Raw genomic sequence first — 17,017 nt, 5'->3', positions numbered from 1 at the left:
GCCCGCGATGCCCGCCATCACCGTCGACGACGTCCTCGTCCTGCCCCGCCTGCCGGAGCTCGGCGAGTCCACCACCTTCCGCCCGGTCCGCCGGGTGACCACCGCGCCGAGCGGCTACGAGGGCGAGGGCTTCCCGGTCCGCCGGGCCTTCGCCGGCGTCCCGCTGACCGAGCTGGACCCGTTCATCCACCTCGACCAGATGGGCGAGGTCGACTACGCCCCGGGCGAGCCGAAGGGGACGGCCTGGCACCCGCACCGCGGCTTCGAGACGGTGACCTACATGATCGACGGGATCATGGACCACCAGGACTCGCAGGGCGGCGGCGGCACCATCACCGACGGCGACACCCAGTGGATGACCGCCGGCAGTGGCCTGCTGCACATCGAGGCCCCGCCGGAGCACCTGGTGACGAGTGGCGGCCTCTTCCACGGCCTCCAGCTCTGGGTCAACCTGCCCCGGGTGGCGAAGATGAACCCGCCGCGCTACCAGGACATCCGCGGCCGGCAGTCGGCGCTGCTGACCACGCCCGACGGCGGTGCGTTGATCCGGGTGATCGCCGGGGAGATCGCCGGACACCAGGGACCGGGCTCGACCCACACGCCGATCACCATCGCCCACGTGACGCTGCAGCCCGGCGCGGAGCTGAGCCTGCCCTGGCGGCCGGACTTCAACGCGCTGGTCTACGTGCTGGCCGGTCGGGGCACGGTGGGCACCGACCGCCGCCCGATCCACCTCGGCCAACTCGCCGTGCACGGCCCGGGCGACGCGCTGCGGATCACCGCGGACGCGAAGCAGGACGGCAACACCCCGGCCCTGGAGCTCTACCTCATGGGCGGGCAGCCGATCCGGGAGCCGGTGGCGCACTACGGCCCGTTCGTGATGAACACCCGGGACGAACTGATCCAGGCGTTCGAGGACTTCCAGGCGGGCCGGCTCGGCGTGGTCCCGGCCGGACGGCTGCCGCACACCGGCGGTGAGGACAGCCGCCCCTGACCGGTCGGCAGGGCGGCGGGCGTCCCGGAAACCTCCCGGGGCGCCCGCCGGCGGTCAGGAGACGGCGAAGATGCCGGCCACGCCGAGGATCACCATCAACAGGACCGCCACCAGCGCACCCCGCTCCCCCTCCACCGCCTGCTCGCGGTACTCGGTCACGGTGTTCGTCGTCTCGGCGGGCATGCGATGGCCTCCTCGTGCTGGACGGCTGGGGGTCCGGCCGAGCCCGCGGGAAGGCCCGCCGACCAGGGTCGATCGGCGGCAGAAGCCGTCCGGGGGTCCTGCCGTGTGGACGTCGTGTACCCGTTCGGACGGCGGGAAACCCCGTCGGGCCGACGCATCGCGGCCCGGCGTACGGCTGACCGGGGTCGTAGCGGCCGTCGGGTGCGGCCGGGCCACGGCCGGTCAGCGGAGGAGGCGGGCTACGCCCCGGACGGCAGGACGGCCGGACGTGCCGGCACCCGGCGGGCCGGCGCGGGGTCGGCGGCAGCCGACGGGTCGACGAGCGGGTTCGGCCCCGGCGGGTACGCGAACGACGCCCGTGGCGAGTAGAGGCCGCCGCGGATGACCAGCGGATTGGCGGGGCGCAGCGCGTAGACCGGGTGCTGCGGGGCGAGGAACTCGACCGACTCGACCTCGAACGGGGTCACCGGCTCCGCCACGAACGGGTAGTCGGCGCTGAGCACCTGCCCGTCCCGGGCGGTCAGGTACCGGTGGTGCCCGCTGCACACCCGGCTGCCGGTGTGCCCGACGCGGGCCACGGTGCGGATGATCGCCGCGCCGTCCACGTGCAACTCCGCGATGAGCTGCTCGCCCCGCAGGTCGAGCCGGGTCTCCCCGGACGCCGCCGGGGCACCCCGGGCGACGGCGAAGGCACGCACCTGGGGGCTGGAGGCCAGGTAGTGAGTCCACCAGCCGCCGGGCGTGCACCCCACCGGCGGCGGTTCGATGCCGTCGAGGGCGAGGCCGAGATAGGTCAGGGAGTACGCGCCGAAGCCGGAGGTCTGCGAGTCGTCGTCCACCACGTACTGGCAGAAGAACACCTCACTGTCGGGGCGGGGCCGCAGCCCGGCCGGCACGAGCGCCGCAGCCGCGTCGGGGTCCGCCGGGAGCCAGCTGAACTGGAGCACGCGGGCGTTGACGACGAGTTGCGGGGCGGCGAGATCGAGCACGATGCCTCCGAAGACGGATGTAACCGCGACGCTACGGGCGGTCCCGTCGGCGGGACAACGACGGAAAGCCGACAATGCGAGCCGATTGTCGGATCCCACCTTGACCAATTGGCCACCCCGAGCCCCCGCCCAGCCATCCACCCCAACCTAGGTACATGGCGCCGACACAACCGGAAAAGGACATATCGCCTAACTGGCCCCGGACCGGCTGGTCGACCCTCCGGCATGGCGCGCAACGGACCGACCTGGGCCCGTAGGCACCCGGCTTGATCCACTCCATGTGCGGAATCTGGTGGTCTCCGACTTCCAGGAGTCCGCAACATGCCGCATCCTGAGCCGCCCCTCGGGGCGGCGCGCGTCGCCTGCGCCAAATATCCGGATCACGTGGTCGGCATGCGGTAGCCCCAAGTCCGGTCCGGCCACCCCCTGCCCACACCCCCACGAGGCCGCGGGGGGGCGGGTCGGCGCCAGTTGCCACACGTGGTGGCATCCAGCCTGCGGAAGACCACAACGTGCCGCATCTTGAGCCACCGCAACAGCACTCCTCGTTTACCGCGGTGAACGCGCCCGCCGTCCCGCCACTGTTCTTCGCCTGCCAGGCGGGGCGAGGTCGGGGGCGCCGATCATCAGTCCGATGGCATGCGGGTGACCGGAAGACAGCAACGCATGCCATCCCGAACGCGCCCCAGACGGGTCGCGCCTCACCCAAGCGCACTCCGGGGCCAGCACGCGCCGGCCCGCCAGCATGCCCTTGATCCACTCCATGTGCGGCATGTGGTGGTCTCCGACCTCCAGGGGACCGCAACGTGCCGCATCTTGCGCTCCCCTCCAGGGCCGCGCACCGCCTGCGTCGAATGTCCGAATTAAGTGGGTGGGCAGGCTGCCCCCGTCCACACCCCCGGGCCGGGCCGCGGCGCAGCGCGTCGGTCTCAATATGCCGTTTGGCGCCCTTTATGGCTTAAATCCATCGTACTTTCGGCTAGATTCCATCCGGCCGATCAGGTTAGGGTGGGCTTCCGAACGGACCAACCGAAGTCACACCGACGCGTCACGTCTTTCCCCTGGACGAGGTGCAAGGGAGGACCGCCCATGACCGCGCAGACGCTCAGCGGGCAGCGGACGACGCCGCCGCCCGCCACCGAAAAGCTCGACACCCGCACGCTCTCCGACAGCGCCGCCGATCTGCTCGACGCGATGACCGCGCTGCCCGCCGACCACCCGTCGCGCCCCGCGCTGCGGGACCGGGCGATCGAGGCCTGGCTGCCGCTCGCCAACCACCTCGCCAACCGCTACGGCGGTCGAGGCGAGCCCACGGACGACCTGGCGCAGACCGCCGCGGTGGGCCTGATCAAGGCGATCGACAAGTTCGACCCGTCCCGCGGTGTCGACTTCGCCGGCTACGCCATCCCGACCATCATCGGCGAACTCAAGCGGCACTTCCGCGACCGCACCTGGGACATTCGGGTGCCCCGCCGGCTACAGGAACTACGGCTGGCCATCTCCGACGCCAACAGCTCACTGCTGCAGACGCTCGGCCGCTCGCCGACGGTCGCCGACATCGCCGCCCACCTCGAGCTCTCCGAGGAGGAGGTCCTGGAGGGCCTGGAGGGCGCCCGCGCGTACAACGCGGTGTCGCTCTCCACCCCGGCCGGTGACGGCGACCGCTCCACCGAACTGGGCGACCTGCTCGGCGGCGAGGACGGTGAGTTCGAGCTGGCCGAGCTGCGGGTCGCCCTGGGCCCGGCGCTGGCCACCCTGGACGAACGCGAGCAGCGGATCCTCACGCTGCGCTTCTACGGCAACCTCACCCAGTCGCAGATCGCCGAGCAGGTCGGCGTGTCCCAGATGCACGTTTCCCGGCTGCTGGCCCGGTCACTCACCAAGCTGCGCGGGGAGCTCGACGGCACGTACTAGGGCCCGGGCGACGGTCCCGGGTCGAGGTGCGAGAGTGGTTCGGTGCTCTCCGACGTATCCCTCGACCTGCCGGTCCGTCCGGTGCTCCCGGCGCTGGTCGCAGCGCTGGGCACGGCCGGCGCCGCGGTCCTGGTGGCGCCGCCGGGCACCGGCAAGACCACCCTCGCCCCGCTCGCCGTGGCCGACCAGGTCCCGGGGCGGGTGCTGATCGCGCAACCGCGGCGGGTGGCCGCACGCGCGGCGGCCCACCGGATGGCCGCGCTGCTCGGCGAGCGCGTCGGCGGCCGGATCGGCTTCGCCGTGCGTGGCGAGCGGCGGGTCGGACCGGACACCCGGGTCGAGGTGGTCACCACCGGGTTGTTGGTCCGGCGGCTGCACCATGACCCCGAACTGCCCGGGGTGGGCGCGGTGCTGCTGGACGAGTGCCACGAGCGGCAGCTCGACGCCGACCTGGCCCTGGCGTTCAGCGTGGAGGCCCGCAGCGCGCTGCGGCCGGACCTGTGGCTGCTGGCCATGTCGGCCACCCCGCAGGCGGACCGGTTCGCCGCACTGCTCGGCGGGGCGGGCCGGCCCGCCCCGGTGGTCCGCGCGGAGGCGGCCCTGCACCCGGTGACCAGGATCTGGGCGCCGCCGCCCCGACCGGTCGCCGCGCCCGGTCCGGGCCGGGTCGCCCCGGCGCTGCTCGACCACGTGGCCGCCACCGTACGGCGGGCGCTGCGCGAACGGGACGGCGACGTGCTGGTCTTCCTGCCCGGGGCCGGCGAGATCAACGGCGTCGCCGGCCGGCTGGCCGACCTGCGCGACGCCATCGCCGTGCTGCCGCTGCACGGCCGGCTGTCCGGCGCGGCCCAGGACGCGGCACTGCGGCCCACCGGCGAACGGCGGGTCGTGCTGGCCACCTCGGTGGCGGAGAGCAGCCTGACCGTGCCCGGGGTACGGGTGGTGGTCGACGCCGGACTGAGCCGGGTGGCCCGCACCGACCTGGCCCGGGGGTTGGGGGCGCTGGTGACCGTGCCGGTGTCCCGGGCGGCGGCCACCCAACGGGCCGGACGGGCCGGACGGGAGGCCCCCGGCGTGGTCTACCGGTGCTGGTCCGAGGCGGCCCACACCCGCCTCGCCCCGCAGCCCGAGCCCGAGATCGCCACCGCCGACCTCGCCGGGTTCGCGCTGCAGCTGGCCGCCTGGGGCACCCCGGACGGCACCGGGCTGGCGCTGCCCGACCCGCCGCCGCCGGCCGCCCTCACGGTCGCCCGGGAGACTCTGACCACGCTCGGTGCGGTGGACCCGGACGGCCGGATCACCGGCCGGGGGCGGGCCATCGCGGCGGCCGGCGCGCATCCCCGGCTGGCCCGGGCGCTGCTCGACGGCGCGGAGCGGGTCGGTGCGGACCGGGCCGCCGAGGTGGTCGCCCTGCTCGCCGAGGAGACCCTCACCGGCACCGGGGACGACCTCACCGCGCTGTGGCGGCGGATGCGCGGCAACACCGACCCGGCCGCCACCGCCCGCTGGCGTGCCGAGGTGCGCCGCCTCCGCGCCGCCCTGCCCGCCGGGCGGTCCGGCGGGCGCCCGGACCACCCCGGGGACGGCACCGGCCGACACGGCGCCGACCGGACACAGCCGGCCCGGGCCGGCGGCCCACCGGGCGGGACCGCCCCGACCGGACGAGCCCCCGCCCCGGGCCACCTCCCCGACGACCTCGCGGCCGGGCTGCTGGTCGGGCTCGCGTACCCGGAACGCCTCGCCCGGGTGCGTCGGACCGGCGGCTCCGCGTACCTGATGACGGGTGGGACCGCGGCGGAGCTGGCGGCCGGGTCGCCGCTGGTCGGATCGGCGTGGCTGGCGGTCGCGGTGGCCGACCGCTCCCCCGGCGCGCCGACCGCCCGGGTCCGGCTCGCCACCCCGGTGGACGAGGCGACCGCGCGGGAGGCCGGCGGCGCGCTGCTGCGTACCGACCGGGAGGTCGGCTGGACCGGCGGGGGCGTGGTGGCCCGGGAGGTGATCCGGCTCGGCGCGATCGAACTGGTCGACCGGCCGCTCGCGGCACCGGACCCGGCGATGCTAGCCGAGGCCGCGCTCACCGGGCTGCGCCAGACCGGCCTGGGCCTGCTGACCTGGACCCCGGAGGCGGCGGCGCTACGCCGACGGCTGGCCTTCTGCCGGCAGGCGCTCGGCGACGACTGGCCCGACGTGTCCGACCCGGCGCTGCTCGCCGACGCGCCCGCCTGGCTCGGCCCGGAGCTGGCCCGGGCCCGACGCCGGGCCGACCTGGCCCGAATCGACGTCGCGGCGGCGCTGCGCCGGCTGCTCGACTGGCGACAGGCCGCCCGGCTGGACGAGGTGGCGCCGGAACGGCTCGCCGTGCCCAGCGGCTCCCGGATCCGGGTCGACTACGCCGACCCGGCCGCCCCGGTGCTCGCGGTCAAGCTCCAGGAGACCTTCGGCTGGCGGGACGCGCCGCACATCGCCGACGGCCGGGTGCCGGTGCTGCTGCACCTGCTCTCCCCCGCCGGCCGGCCGGTGGCGGTCACCGCCGACCTGGCCTCGTTCTGGCGGGTGGGCTACCCGCAGGTGCGGGCGGAGCTGCGCGGGCGCTATCCGCGGCACCCGTGGCCGGAGGACCCGACCACCGCCGAGCCCACCCGGCACGCCACGCCGCGCCGGCGCTGAGCGGACTATTCCTCCACCACGTCGGCGATCAGAACGGTCACGTTGTCCGGGCCGCCGGCCCGCAGCGCCAGGTCGATCAGCTTGGCCACCAGCGCCTGCCGGTCGGCGTACTCGCCGAGGACCTCGGCCAGGGTGTCCGCACGGACCACGTTGGAGAGGCCGTCGCTGCACAGCAGCCAGCGGTCGCCGGCCCGGGGCACCATCGTCGCGTACGCCGGGCTGACCTCGTCGCCCTGCAACGCCTGGGTCACCACGGCCCGCCGGGGGTGGCTGCTCGCCTGCTCGGCGGTGATCACGCCCTGGTCGACCAGCATCTGCACGAAGGTGTCGTCCCGGGTGACCTGCTTCAGCACGCCCTCGCGGAACAGGTACGCCCGGGAGTCGCCGACGTGGGCCAGGGCCAGGCAGCTACCGGTGCGGGCGAAGAGCAGCGCGGTCAGGGTGGTGCCCATGCCCTGGCGTTCGGGGTCCTCGACGACGGCCTGCCGGATCCGCGCGGTGGCCAGCTCGATGCCGCCCTGCAGGGCGGCGACCAACGCGTCCTCGGGGGTCTCCACGTCCAGCGGGGCGATCGCGTCCATGGCGATCCGGCTGGCCAGGTCGCCGGCCGCCATGCCGCCCATGCCGTCGGCGACGGCGACCAGCCAGTTCCCGGCGTGCTGGGCGTCCTGGTTCCCACTGCGGATCAGCCCACGGTCGCTCGCCCCCACGGAACGAAGCTTCAGGGTCATGGGAGGCAGCCTGCCAGGCGAAGGGCGCAGTTGTCTCTAGGAGATCAGGAGGATGCCGCGTGGCGCGGCGAATCTCACTGCCGGGCGCGCCCCGATCTCATCGCCCCGGGTCAATTGACATCGGGGGAACACGCTGGAAACATCACCCCGAATGGGAGCGCTCCCAGCTCTCGCCCGTCCCCCACCACCCCCGACGCACGGAAGGAATCTCCGTGACCCGATCCCGACGTCGCCTCACAGCGCTCGCCGCGGCCACCACCCTCGTCCTCACCGGTGCCGCCAGCCCGGCCCTCGCCGAGGTGCCGGCCGACGCCCCGGAACAGATTCACAACGGCGACTTCAGCGCCGGCACCAGCCCCTGGTTCTCGTACGGCACCGGCGAGCTCAAGGTCGTCGACGGCCAGCTGTGCACCACCGTCCCCGCCGGCCTGGCGAACCCCTGGGACGCCGGCATCGGCCAGGACGCGGTGCCGCTGATCGCGGGCGCCGAGTACGAACTCTCCTTCGACATCTCCGCCACCCCTGGGACGGCCGTCACGGCGGTGCTCCAGCTGGGCAGCGCCCCCTACACCACGTACGCCAGTGTCAACGCCACCGCGACCAGCACCGTGCAGCACGTCGCCAGGACGTTCACCGTCCCCGACGACAACCCCGGCGCGCAGGTCATCTTCCAGGTCGGCGGCAGCGCGCAGGCGCAGACCGTCTGCCTGGACAACGTCTCGCTGCGCGGCGGCGAGCCGGCCCAGCCGTACGAGCCGGACACCGGGCCGCGGGTGCGGGTCAACCAGGTCGGCTACCTGCCCGGCGGGCCGAAGAACGCCACCGTGGTCACCGACGCCACCGACCCGCTGCCCTGGCAGCTGAAGTCCGCGTCCGGCACGGTGGTGGCCAGCGGCCAGGCCACCCCGCGCGGCGTCGACCCGGCGTCCGGCCAGAACGCGCAGACCGTCGACTTCTCGTCGTTCCGCACCCCGGGCACCGGCTACACCCTGGTCGCGGACGGGGAGACCAGCCACCCGTTCGACATCTCCGGCACCCTCTACGACCGGCTGCGCGCCGACTCCCTCCAGTTCTTCTACGCCCAGCGCAGCGGCACCGCGATCGACGGCAACCTGATCGGCGCCGAGTACGCCCGCCCGGCCGGGCACCTCGGCGTCGCACCCAACCAGGGCGACACCACCGTGCCCTGCCAGCAGGGCGTCTGCGACTACTCCCTCGACGTGCGCGGCGGCTGGTACGACGCCGGCGACCACGGCAAGTACGTGGTCAACGGCGGCATCGCCACCTACCAGCTGCTGAGCGCCTTCGAGCGGACCAAGACCGCGGAGACGGCCGCCGGCGGCGCGGCGCTGGCCGACTCGACGCTGCGCGTGCCCGAGCGGGGCAACAACGTCCCGGACGTCCTCGACGAGGCCCGCTGGGAGCTGGAGTTCCTGCTGCGGATGCAGGTGCCGGCCGGCAAGCCGCTCGCCGGCATGGCCCACCACAAGATCCACGACCGGAACTGGACCGGTCTGCCGCTCGCCCCGCAGGACGACCCGCAGCCGCGCGAGCTGCACCCGCCGTCCACCGCGGCCACCCTCAACCTGGCCGCCGTCGCCGCCCAGTGCGCCCGGCTGTTCGCCCCGTACGACGCCGCCTTCGCGACCCGCTGCGGCACCGCCGCGAAGACCGCCTACGCGGCGGCCAAGGCACACCCGAAGGTGTACGCCTCGGCGGCCGACGGCAACGGCGGTGGCGCGTACGACGACACCAACGTCACCGACGAGTTCTACTGGGCGGCCGTCGAGCTGTGGCTGACCACCGGTGAGCAGGCGTACCTGACCGACCTCACCGCCTCGCCGCTGCACACCGCCGACGTGTTCGACGCCGGGGGTGCCTTCGGCTGGCAGAGCGTCGGCGCGCTGGGCCGGCTCGACCTGGCCACCGTGCCGAACGCGCTGCCGGCCGCCGAGCGGGCCCGGATCCGCGCCTCGGTGACCGCCGCCGCCGACCGCTACCTGGCCACCCTGCGCGGCCAGGCGTACGGGCTGCCGCTCTCCGGCGACGCCAACTCGTACGTCTGGGGCGGCAACAGCAACATCATCAACAACGCGGTCGTGCTCGCCACCGCGTTCGACCTGACCCGGGACGCGAAGTACCGGGACGGGGCGGTGCAGAGCGCCGACTACCTGCTCGGCCGCAACGCGCTGAACATCTCGTACGTGACCGGCTGGGGCGAGCACGCGGCGCAAAACCAGCACAGCCGGATCTTCGGCCACCAGCTCGACGCGAACCTGCCGCACCCGCCGGCCGGCTCCCTGGCCGGTGGCGCGAACTCCGCCCTCCAGGACCCGTTCGTGGCCAACCTGCTGGCCGGCTGCGAGCCGATGTTCTGCTACGTCGACGACATCAACTCGTACTCGACCAACGAGGTGGCGATCAACTGGAACTCGTCGCTGGCGTGGCTGGCGTCGTTCCTCGCCGACCAGCGTGACGCGGCGGCGGTGCCCGCCCCGACCTGCGCCGTCACGTACACCACCCACGGAAGCTGGCCGGACGGCTTCAACACCCAGGTCACCGTGCGCAACACCGGCACGTCCGCGGTGAACGGGTGGAACGTGCGGTGGGCGTTCACCGGCGACCAGCAGGTGAGCAGCTACTGGTCGGCGAAGCTGACCCAGTCGGGTGCCACGGTCGCCGCGACGAACGAGTCGTGGAACGCGAAGATCGCCCCCGGCGGGGAGATCACCTTCGGCCTGCTCGGCTCGACGGGCAAGGGCCCCAACCCCAACCCCAACCTGGTCACCCTCAACGGGAAGGCCTGCTCACTCTCCTGACCGCCCCGGGGCACGCGCTCCACTTGCCTGATCGTGCTCGATCCACGAAGTAGTGGCCTCCAGCTCACCGGAGGCCACTACTTCCGTGTCGACGCCGTTGCGTCAGGGCTGTGATCGGCGGGTCAACCCCTGGGTGGATCGAGGGAGCGGGACTCCTCGCAGGTCACCGTCACCCTCGCCGACGGCACCGTGCGCTGCGAGCAGTGCCGGCTGATCACCAGCCTGACCCACCACACCCGATACCCCGCCTGGGACGTCGTTCCGAAGGTGGGGCACCAGCCCCAAGCCGTGACAGGCGGTCACGCCGCCGAAAGCAACGCCCTCTTCTTGGATATGTCCCTGAGACGTATTTATGTCTCAGCGACATATCGGTGAGACCTGACTGGCTGGGTGGCCGCGACACGCGGACCTACCGGGCGCGCGACACGCCGTCTCGGGGACCACAGCTCGCGCGTACTGGCCAGGCCCGCTGCCCGCACAGCCCGAACACCCGGACAACACCCGAAACCCACGCGCTCACCACGCTGAACGCAACGGCGTTGACTTCCGTGTTCGAGCACGATCACTCCGACGGATCTCCCGGGTCCTGGCCGCGGGCGCGGGCCCAGGTCAGGAAGCGGTCGGTCAGGCCGGGCGGGCGAGTGTGCCCGTTGAGCTGGGCGAGTTGGTCGCCTGCCTCGTGCATGAGCATGCCGAGGTACACCAGCAACGCCGTCCGGTCGTCGCGGTACTCGACCAACAGCGCCAGCCGCGCGGGTTGGCACGGCCAGTCCGCGCCGCACGCCCGGCACCGCCAGAGCGGCCGCATGAATACGTGCGGTCGCGCCGGCCGGCTCACCGCGCCGCCTCGCCTGAGGGGCGGGCATTGCCGTGAGTTGCCGCAGAGCCCGCCGAAACCCCAGGACCGACCCGGCCGCGCGTGGCCGTCGGGCCGGCGTTGGGGCGCGTGACCACCGCAGGATTCGTCGCTCGGCCCAACCGCCAGCCGCCGGCCCGCCAGCGTTGGGCGGGGGTCAGGTTGCCGGCGCGGCCGGGGGTAACGGTGGGAAAGATCTGCGTGCGTGCGTTCTCCCAGGACTCCCGTGGTGGCGGGACGCGGGGTGGGGCCGGGGCAGGGTCACGACGCCGGGACCGGAACAGCACGGGCGGAACCTCCTTCATGGTCGTTGGAGGGGCCGCCCGGACGCCGTTGGCCGGGCGGCCCACGGTCCCGCCGACGGTTCGGGTCACGGCGACGGTTCCACTGACCGGGAGCCTGCCGCGCGTCGCGAGACGGGCACACCGCGTAGCGGTAGGGTCGGCGGACGTCTGGAACGTCCTTCGTGGAGGCCGGTGTGAACGACGCGCTGCGAGTGGCCATGGCCGAGGCGGGCGAGACGGCGGAGTCCCTCGCCGAACGCGTCGGGGTGGACCCGAAGACCGCCGCCCGCTGGGTGACACCGGGGCGGGTCCCGCACCCCCGGCACCGGGCGGCGGTGTCCAGGGCGCTCGGCCGGGAGATCGGCGAGCTGTGGCCCGACGTGGTCCGCCGCCGCGAGCCGGACTGGTTCCGGCCGTGGGCCCAGGTGGAGGAGGAGGCCGGCGCGCTCCGCTCGTTCCAGCCGTCCGTGCTGCCTGGCCTGCTCCAGACCGAGGAGTACGCGCACGCGGTGCTGAGCAGCGGCCCCCTCGCCGACGACGAGGTGGAGGGCTACGTGGCCGCCCGGCTCGCCCGCCAGGCGGCCGTCTTCGACCGGCCCCGGCCGCCACTGGCCATCTTCGTCGTCGACGAGGCCGCCCTGCGCCGGGGCGAGCCGGAGATCATGCAGCCGCAGCTCGCCACCTGGTCGCCATGGCGCAGCGGCCCCGGATCCTGTTGCACGTGCTGCCGCTACGCGCCGGCTTCCACCCCGGGCAGGCCGGCCCGTTCGTCATCGCCACCGTCGACGACGGCGACGACGTGGCCTACCTGGACGACCAGGCGGCGGGGCGGACCATAAAGGACGTTGCTCCCCTGTGGCAGGTCTGGGACACTCTTAGGTCGATCGCGCTGCCGCGCGACCAGACGATTCAACTCCTGAAGGCGCGACCATGGCTGACCTGACCGGCGCCCACTGGCGCACCAGCACCCGCAGCAGTTCCAACGGCGGCGACTGCGTCGAGGTCGCCGACAACCTCCCCGGCGTGGTCCTGGTCCGCGACTCCAAAGACCGCACCGGCGGCATGCTGCGCTTCAACCCGGCCGCCTGGCAGGCGTTCGTCGGCGAGTTCGGCGGATCCCGCCGCTAGACCGGGACAGCCGGCGGGCGCACCAGTTCGAACCGGAGGCTCGGTCGGCCGGAGGCGTCCCGCCCGGCGTCGGGCCGGACCGCGCCGATCTTCTGCAGGGCACGCTGCGAGCGGCGGTTCTCCGGGTCGACGAGGGAGACGACCCGCTCGACGAAGCGGAAGGCGTGGCTCACCATCAGCGCCTTCAGCGCACCGTTGGCCGCCCCACCCCGGCACGACCGGGCGAGGAAGGTCCAGCCTCGCCGCGCGTCGCGTCGAAGCCGTGGAAACGGGATGAGCCGATCACATCACCCCCGATGGACGTGACCGTGAGCGCTCCACCGGAGGTCAGCGACTCGGCGAAGAACTTGGCGAACATGTCCCGCGCGAAGGAGAGCCATGGCGTACGTGTTCCTGCTGGCCGCGATCACCGCGGAGGTGATCGGCACCAGCCTGCTCAAGGCGACCGACGGCTTCACCCGGCTCTGGCCGACGCTCGGCCTGGCGGTGGCGTATGTGTCTTCGTTCGGGCTGCTCGCCCTGGCCGTCAAGGAGATCCCGGTCGGCGTCGCGTACGCGATCTGGTCCGGGCTCGGCACCGCCGCGATCATGGCGATCGGCGCCGCCTTCCTGGGCGAGCCGCTCAGCGTCACGAAGGTGTCGGGCGCCGCCCTGATCATCGCCGGGGTGGTGGTCCTCAACCTCGGCGGCGCCCACTGACGGTTGACGGCCGTAGAGAAGGCCGGCAGGAGCATCCCGCTCCTGCCGGCCCCGCACAAGCCGTACCTCCTGCGACCCCGGTTGTCAGCCGTTACCGGGTGCCGGTTGCACCCATCGTCGCAGCGCGTCGATCGTGGTCTCTGGTGTGGTGTTGAAGCAGAACTTGATAGCCGGTTGTATCTCGTTGAGCGTGTTCAAGAGACGTTCGAACAGCAGGGTGTGCTCTGGTGCCATCCGCACACCGGCGCCGATCATCGCGACCCGAAACGACCCCGCGGTGGCGCAAGCACGGACTTGCGCCTCCGCCTCGTCCGGCGCCGCAGGCACCTGACACGAGACGATGTCGAACCCGGCCGCGCGCAGCGAAGCCTCACCTGCCTCGATTCGTGCCTTCAAGGTCGCCTCGTCCAGGCCGGGGTACCGGCTGTAGTCGACGGCGCTTGGATGCAACCCGATCGACAAGACAGCGCTCGTGCTACTCGAATCATGATTTCCCACGGTCACCATGGAACGGTTCCCTTGCGGTCGAAGAATTCGCCGGTTGGACCATCAGGTCCGATACAGGCTAGACGTACGATCGCATCGGTTCCCTCGGCCACCGTCTGGAAGCCAGCGTGGTTGGTCATATCGGTGGCGGTGTAGCCGGGATCGACCGCATTGATCCGCATGTTGCCCAGTGCACGCGCGTATTGAGTGGTCACCATGTTCAGCGCGGCTTTCGACGCGGGGTAGCCGAGTTCCGGGGGTACCAGTCCGCTCAAGTTCGGGTCTGCGATCGTGGCGATTGAGCCCATTCCACTGGATACCATCACGACCCGGGGATGTTCGGCGGCGCGAAGTAGCGGCAGGAAGGCGTGCGTGACCCGCACGGGGCCGAACACGTTCACCTCGAACACCGTCCGCAGGTCGGAGGCCCGGGTGTCGGCTGGTTGGCTGCCCGGTCCACCGACACCGGCGTTGTTGACCAGCACGTCGAGTCGCCCAGCTCGGGCCTTCACGGTTTCGGTAGCCGCCGCGACGGACTCGTCGCAGGTCACATCGAGCGGCACGAACTCCACGTCCAGCCCCTCCGCGATCAGCTCCGCCCCAGCCGCCCCGCCGCGCGTCGTGTCCCGTGCAGCGAGGAACACCTGCCAGCCCAGTCCCGCGAGCCGCCGTACGGTTTCGCGTCCCAGCCCTTTGTTCGCCCCCGTAACGAGGGCGATCGTCGTTGATGCCATGCCTGTAGCGTCACGTCCGCGTCCGTCGTCCGCTAGGGATGTTCAACCGTGGGACCGGCGGTACCACCCCGGCATCCCGGTCGTGGGTCACCATGGAGGCGTGGACAGAGCCGAATTGGCCGCGGTGCTCCGCACCGCACGGGCGCGGGTGAAACCGGTCGACGTCGGACTCCCCTCCGGAGCACGCAGACAGGTCCCGGGGCTGCGCCGCGAAGAGGTCGCCCACCTGGCGGGCCTCAGTATCGACTACGTGGTCCGCCTCGAACAGGGACGCGGCCCCAGACCGTCCAGCCAGGTGCTGGGCGCACTCGCCAGGGCACTGCGGCTCAGCGACAGCGACCGGGACCTGGTTTTCCGACTCGCCGGATCCGAACCACCACAAGCGGGACGCATACCGATGCTGGTGCGGTCAAGTGTGCTGCGGCTTTTAGACCGGGTGTCCGACCTGCCCGCACTGGTGTTGTCGGCAAAATCCGATGTCCTCGCCTGGAATCCCCTTGCCGCCGCTCTCTTCGGCGATTTCTCCGAATGGCCACCCGCGCGCCGCAACATCATCCGGCAGCGATTCCTTGGCACCGGGTCGAACCGAATGACGCTGACACCGGAGGAGGACGCTGCGACGGCCCCACACTGTGTCGGGTGCCTACGATCCGCCCAGGCCCGCTACCCCGACGACCCCGAGCTCAGCCGCCTGATCGCCGATCTGCGCAACGGCAGCGAACGGTTCGACGCACTGTGGAAAGCCGGGCGATCAGGGCAGTTGCGTGCCGCCACCACAACCATCCAACATCCCGATATCGGTCCGCTCAAACTTGACTGCGACGTGCTCCTGGTGCCGGAAGCCGATCAAACACTCATCGTTTACTCGACCGCACCCGGCACACCCGAAAGCTCAGCCCTCGACCTGCTCCGCGTCACCGGCACTGAAAGATTTACCCCAGTGGGCCGCACCGGGTCGCCGTAACCCACACTCAAACCCCCGTCGCCTCACCAGCGGTCGGCGGTCTGCCTTCCCAGGATCTGCGCGGCTCAGCGTGCGCCGGGCGGGTAACGAAACCGGGTGGACGAGGTCTGGCGGCGTACCCCATGGTGGCGGGCATGGACTCCGGCGAGTTGTCCGGCGCGGAGCGCCGGGTGTGGGCGGCGCTGCCGGCCGGCACCCGGGCCGCGCTGGCCGGGCTGCCCGCGGCGGACCTGCGGACGCTGCTGCTGGCGGTCGCCCGCGACCGCGCGGCGGCGGTACGACCGGCGGAGGTGCTGCGGCGCTGGCGGGAGGACCGTTTCGTCCGGCCGTCCGAGGTGGAGCCGCGTGCGCTCGCCAGGCTGGAGGCGCGGCTGTGGGAGTTGCTGCCGGCCGACACAGCCGGCGTCGAATTGTCGCCGGTCGTCCCGCTCGGCACCTGCTCCGCCGTCGCGCCGATCAGCCAGAACCGGATCGTCACCACCCTGCGCGGCACCGAGGTGGTCAGCGACCCGACCAATGCCCTCGCCGTCGAGGCGGTGACGCGCCGGCAGCGGCAGGGGCGGACCGGTGAGGTACACCTCGCTGCCGTGCACCGGGTGCTCCGGGCACAGGATTTCGGCCCTGGCGCGTCCGCGCACTTTCGGCTCTTCACGCTGGTGTCCAGCGCCCGGGACGCGGGGTCGGGGCGTACCGAGGCGCGACTGTTGATCCGGCACCTGGTCTGGTGGCGGGCGGTGCTCGCCGAGCTGGCTCCCTCGGCCGGGCCCCGCCTGCACGCCACGATCCTCGACCCGGTCGTCGGCGAGCGGATGGCCGACACCGTCCGTCCGGCGCTCGCCGCCGATGGGATCCTGCTGCTGGACGAGCCCGACCGGCAGCGCGGACGCGGCTACTACGTGGGCTGCGCGCTGCGACTCACCCTGCACGACGGCACGTGGGAGGTCGGCGACGGCGGCCTCACCGACTGGACGGCCCGGCTGGCCGGCGACGCCAAGGAACGCTGCCTTGTCTCCTGCCTGGCCACCGAACGCCTGCTCGCCACAAGGGTGGACGGATGAACAGCCTGGTCGTCCAACGGATCCGGATCCACTGGACAAGCCGCGACGCCGCCGGGGCCACCGTCCGCGGCCGGCTCCCCCTGGTGTACGCGCTGCCGTCGCTGCGGACCGACGGCATCACGGTGCACGAGGTGCTGCTCGACGAGGCCACCGGTTATCGGCCCGCGGAGCAGCTTCGGGAGGGCCCTGCGGCGGCCCGCGACGCCGGGCTGTGGGTCGAGTGGCGTGACGGCGCAGCGGTGGTCGACCGGTTGCCGGGCAACGCCTCGTTCCCCGTCCGGCGGGTCGGCACCCGGCTGTTCTCGCTCGCCCCGGGACAGCTGTGCCGCTGGCGGGCGAACTTCCGGTTCACCGGCTGCCAGTGCGCCGCCCGCTGGTGGTACGAGCAGTGGACCGTGCACGTCGCCCACGCGCCGGCCCGCCCCGGCCTCTTCCACGACGCCGAGTGGGCCCGCGACCGGGACGACCGGGTGCACCTGTACGGGGGGCCACGCCCCGGCCGCCGCTGACT

General features: G+C 72.9%; 17 protein-coding genes and 1 pseudogene. 10 read left to right on the top strand and 8 right to left on the bottom strand.

The genetic code is table 11. The annotated features are described in order from the left end of the window. Window positions 1-7 precede the first annotated feature (7 nt). A complete protein-coding gene (locus ACIRG9_RS19470; protein WP_402857396.1) occupies window positions 8-994 on the top strand; it encodes a pirin family protein in 987 nt (328 codons plus the stop codon). A gap of 54 nt (window positions 995-1,048) precedes the next feature. Here the strand turns inward: ACIRG9_RS19470 and ACIRG9_RS19465 are convergent, their stop codons facing one another. After that, the gene (locus ACIRG9_RS19465) at window positions 1,049-1,177 is read right to left on the bottom strand and encodes a hypothetical protein (protein WP_255509960.1); all 129 of its coding nucleotides are present in this window, start codon (window positions 1,175-1,177) and stop codon (window positions 1,049-1,051) included. A gap of 239 nt (window positions 1,178-1,416) precedes the next feature. Continuing rightward, window positions 1,417-2,166, bottom strand: coding sequence for a hypothetical protein (locus ACIRG9_RS19460; RefSeq protein ID WP_402857393.1), 750 nt, complete (start codon window positions 2,164-2,166; stop codon window positions 1,417-1,419). 1,089 nt (window positions 2,167-3,255) lie between these two features. On the opposite strand from ACIRG9_RS19460, the gene ACIRG9_RS19455 reads away from it, so the two are divergent. Both ACIRG9_RS19455 and ACIRG9_RS19450 read left to right on the top strand, forming a co-directional pair. Further along, window positions 3,256-4,080, top strand: a complete 825-nt coding sequence (locus ACIRG9_RS19455) for a SigB/SigF/SigG family RNA polymerase sigma factor (RefSeq protein WP_402857391.1) — start codon at window positions 3,256-3,258, stop codon at window positions 4,078-4,080. A 42-nt stretch (window positions 4,081-4,122) separates the two neighbouring features. Next, window positions 4,123-6,747, top strand: coding sequence for an ATP-dependent RNA helicase (locus ACIRG9_RS19450; RefSeq protein WP_402857389.1), 2,625 nt, complete (start codon window positions 4,123-4,125; stop codon window positions 6,745-6,747). 5 nt (window positions 6,748-6,752) lie between these two features. Here the strand turns inward: ACIRG9_RS19450 and ACIRG9_RS19445 are convergent, their stop codons facing one another. After that, window positions 6,753-7,478, bottom strand: a complete 726-nt coding sequence (locus ACIRG9_RS19445; protein ID WP_402857387.1) for a PP2C family protein-serine/threonine phosphatase — start codon at window positions 7,476-7,478, stop codon at window positions 6,753-6,755. 212 nt (window positions 7,479-7,690) lie between these two features. On the opposite strand from ACIRG9_RS19445, the gene ACIRG9_RS19440 reads away from it, so the two are divergent. Beyond that, a complete protein-coding gene (locus ACIRG9_RS19440; protein WP_402857385.1) occupies window positions 7,691-10,297 on the top strand; it encodes a glycoside hydrolase family 9 protein in 2,607 nt (868 codons plus the stop codon). Between the two features lie 562 nt (window positions 10,298-10,859). Here the strand turns inward: ACIRG9_RS19440 and ACIRG9_RS19435 are convergent. Further along, window positions 10,860-11,135: a flavin reductase gene (locus ACIRG9_RS19435; RefSeq protein ID WP_402857383.1), complete on the bottom strand. Its 276-nt coding sequence runs from the start codon at window positions 11,133-11,135 to the stop codon at window positions 10,860-10,862. 520 nt (window positions 11,136-11,655) lie between these two features. Here ACIRG9_RS19435 and ACIRG9_RS19430 point away from each other — a divergent pair. Continuing rightward, a pseudogene (locus ACIRG9_RS19430) lies at window positions 11,656-12,380 on the top strand (Scr1 family TA system antitoxin-like transcriptional regulator). Beyond that, window positions 12,368-12,565 carry a DUF397 domain-containing protein gene (locus ACIRG9_RS19425; RefSeq protein ID WP_402857381.1) on the top strand — a complete coding sequence of 66 codons (198 nt, stop codon included), beginning with the start codon at window positions 12,368-12,370 and terminating at the stop codon, window positions 12,563-12,565. The pseudogene ACIRG9_RS19430 and the gene ACIRG9_RS19425 overlap by 13 nt, the downstream one beginning before the upstream one ends. Here ACIRG9_RS19425 and ACIRG9_RS19420 read toward each other — a convergent pair. Together ACIRG9_RS19420 and ACIRG9_RS19415 are read right to left on the bottom strand one after the other, a co-directional pair. Next, window positions 12,562-12,753: a GNAT family N-acetyltransferase gene (locus tag ACIRG9_RS19420; protein ID WP_402857918.1), complete on the bottom strand. Its 192-nt coding sequence runs from the start codon at window positions 12,751-12,753 to the stop codon at window positions 12,562-12,564. The two genes, ACIRG9_RS19425 and ACIRG9_RS19420, sit on opposite strands and share 4 nt — an antisense overlap. Beyond that, on the bottom strand, window positions 12,750-12,923 hold the full coding sequence (locus ACIRG9_RS19415; protein ID WP_402857379.1) for a hypothetical protein: 174 nt from the start codon (window positions 12,921-12,923) through the stop codon (window positions 12,750-12,752). Before ACIRG9_RS19415 ends, ACIRG9_RS19420 begins: the two co-directional genes overlap by 4 nt. A 20-nt stretch (window positions 12,924-12,943) precedes the next feature. Between ACIRG9_RS19415 and ACIRG9_RS19410 the strand changes: the two genes are divergently transcribed. Then, window positions 12,944-13,264 (top strand): DMT family transporter, encoded by a 321-nt coding sequence (locus ACIRG9_RS19410; protein WP_402857377.1) that lies wholly within the window; start codon window positions 12,944-12,946, stop codon window positions 13,262-13,264. An 84-nt stretch (window positions 13,265-13,348) separates the two neighbouring features. On the opposite strand, the gene ACIRG9_RS19405 is transcribed toward ACIRG9_RS19410, so the two are convergent. Continuing rightward, a complete protein-coding gene (locus ACIRG9_RS19405; RefSeq protein WP_402857376.1) occupies window positions 13,349-13,771 on the bottom strand; it encodes a hypothetical protein in 423 nt (140 codons plus the stop codon). Then, window positions 13,765-14,484, bottom strand: coding sequence for an SDR family oxidoreductase (locus ACIRG9_RS19400; protein WP_402857374.1), 720 nt, complete (start codon window positions 14,482-14,484; stop codon window positions 13,765-13,767). Before ACIRG9_RS19400 ends, ACIRG9_RS19405 begins: the two co-directional genes overlap by 7 nt. A gap of 100 nt (window positions 14,485-14,584) precedes the next feature. Here ACIRG9_RS19400 and ACIRG9_RS19395 point away from each other — a divergent pair, with 100 nt between their 5' ends. From ACIRG9_RS19395 to ACIRG9_RS19385, 3 genes are all read left to right on the top strand, one after another. Further along, complete coding sequence (locus tag ACIRG9_RS19395) at window positions 14,585-15,448, top strand: helix-turn-helix transcriptional regulator (protein WP_402857372.1); 864 nt, start codon at window positions 14,585-14,587, stop codon at window positions 15,446-15,448. Between the two features lie 134 nt (window positions 15,449-15,582). Continuing rightward, window positions 15,583-16,506, top strand: a complete 924-nt coding sequence (locus ACIRG9_RS19390; RefSeq protein ID WP_402857370.1) for a hypothetical protein — start codon at window positions 15,583-15,585, stop codon at window positions 16,504-16,506. Further along, the gene (locus ACIRG9_RS19385) at window positions 16,503-17,015 is read left to right on the top strand and encodes a hypothetical protein (RefSeq protein WP_402857368.1); all 513 of its coding nucleotides are present in this window, start codon (window positions 16,503-16,505) and stop codon (window positions 17,013-17,015) included. The genes ACIRG9_RS19390 and ACIRG9_RS19385 overlap by 4 nt, the downstream gene beginning before the upstream one ends. The last annotated feature ends 2 nt before the right edge of the window (window positions 17,016-17,017 follow it).

It is taken from the genome of Micromonospora sp. NPDC093277 (assembly GCF_044765245.1).
Lineage (GTDB): Bacteria > Actinomycetota > Actinomycetes > Mycobacteriales > Micromonosporaceae > Micromonospora.
The sequence above is the reverse complement of the archived record's forward strand: the minus strand, read 5'-3'. Positions and strand labels throughout refer to the sequence as shown.

Excerpts from the sequence above, each read along its gene's own strand:
- ACIRG9_RS19470 (WP_402857396.1), top strand. The coding sequence starts at position 8 with ATGCCCGCCATCACCGTCGACGACGTCCTCGTCCTGCCCCGCCTGCCG.
- ACIRG9_RS19465 (WP_255509960.1), bottom strand. The coding sequence starts at position 1,177 with ATGCCCGCCGAGACGACGAACACCGTGACCGAGTACCGCGAGCAGGCG.
- ACIRG9_RS19455 (WP_402857391.1), top strand. The coding sequence starts at position 3,256 with ATGACCGCGCAGACGCTCAGCGGGCAGCGGACGACGCCGCCGCCCGCC.
- ACIRG9_RS19445 (WP_402857387.1), bottom strand. The coding sequence starts at position 7,478 with ATGACCCTGAAGCTTCGTTCCGTGGGGGCGAGCGACCGTGGGCTGATC.
- ACIRG9_RS19425 (WP_402857381.1), top strand. The coding sequence starts at position 12,368 with ATGGCTGACCTGACCGGCGCCCACTGGCGCACCAGCACCCGCAGCAGT.
- ACIRG9_RS19415 (WP_402857379.1), bottom strand. The coding sequence starts at position 12,923 with ATGTTCGCCAAGTTCTTCGCCGAGTCGCTGACCTCCGGTGGAGCGCTC.
- ACIRG9_RS19410 (WP_402857377.1), top strand. The coding sequence starts at position 12,944 with ATGGCGTACGTGTTCCTGCTGGCCGCGATCACCGCGGAGGTGATCGGC.
- ACIRG9_RS19405 (WP_402857376.1), bottom strand. The coding sequence starts at position 13,771 with ATGGTGACCGTGGGAAATCATGATTCGAGTAGCACGAGCGCTGTCTTG.
- ACIRG9_RS19400 (WP_402857374.1), bottom strand. The coding sequence starts at position 14,484 with ATGGCATCAACGACGATCGCCCTCGTTACGGGGGCGAACAAAGGGCTG.
- ACIRG9_RS19390 (WP_402857370.1), top strand. The coding sequence starts at position 15,583 with ATGGACTCCGGCGAGTTGTCCGGCGCGGAGCGCCGGGTGTGGGCGGCG.
- ACIRG9_RS19385 (WP_402857368.1), top strand. The coding sequence starts at position 16,503 with ATGAACAGCCTGGTCGTCCAACGGATCCGGATCCACTGGACAAGCCGC.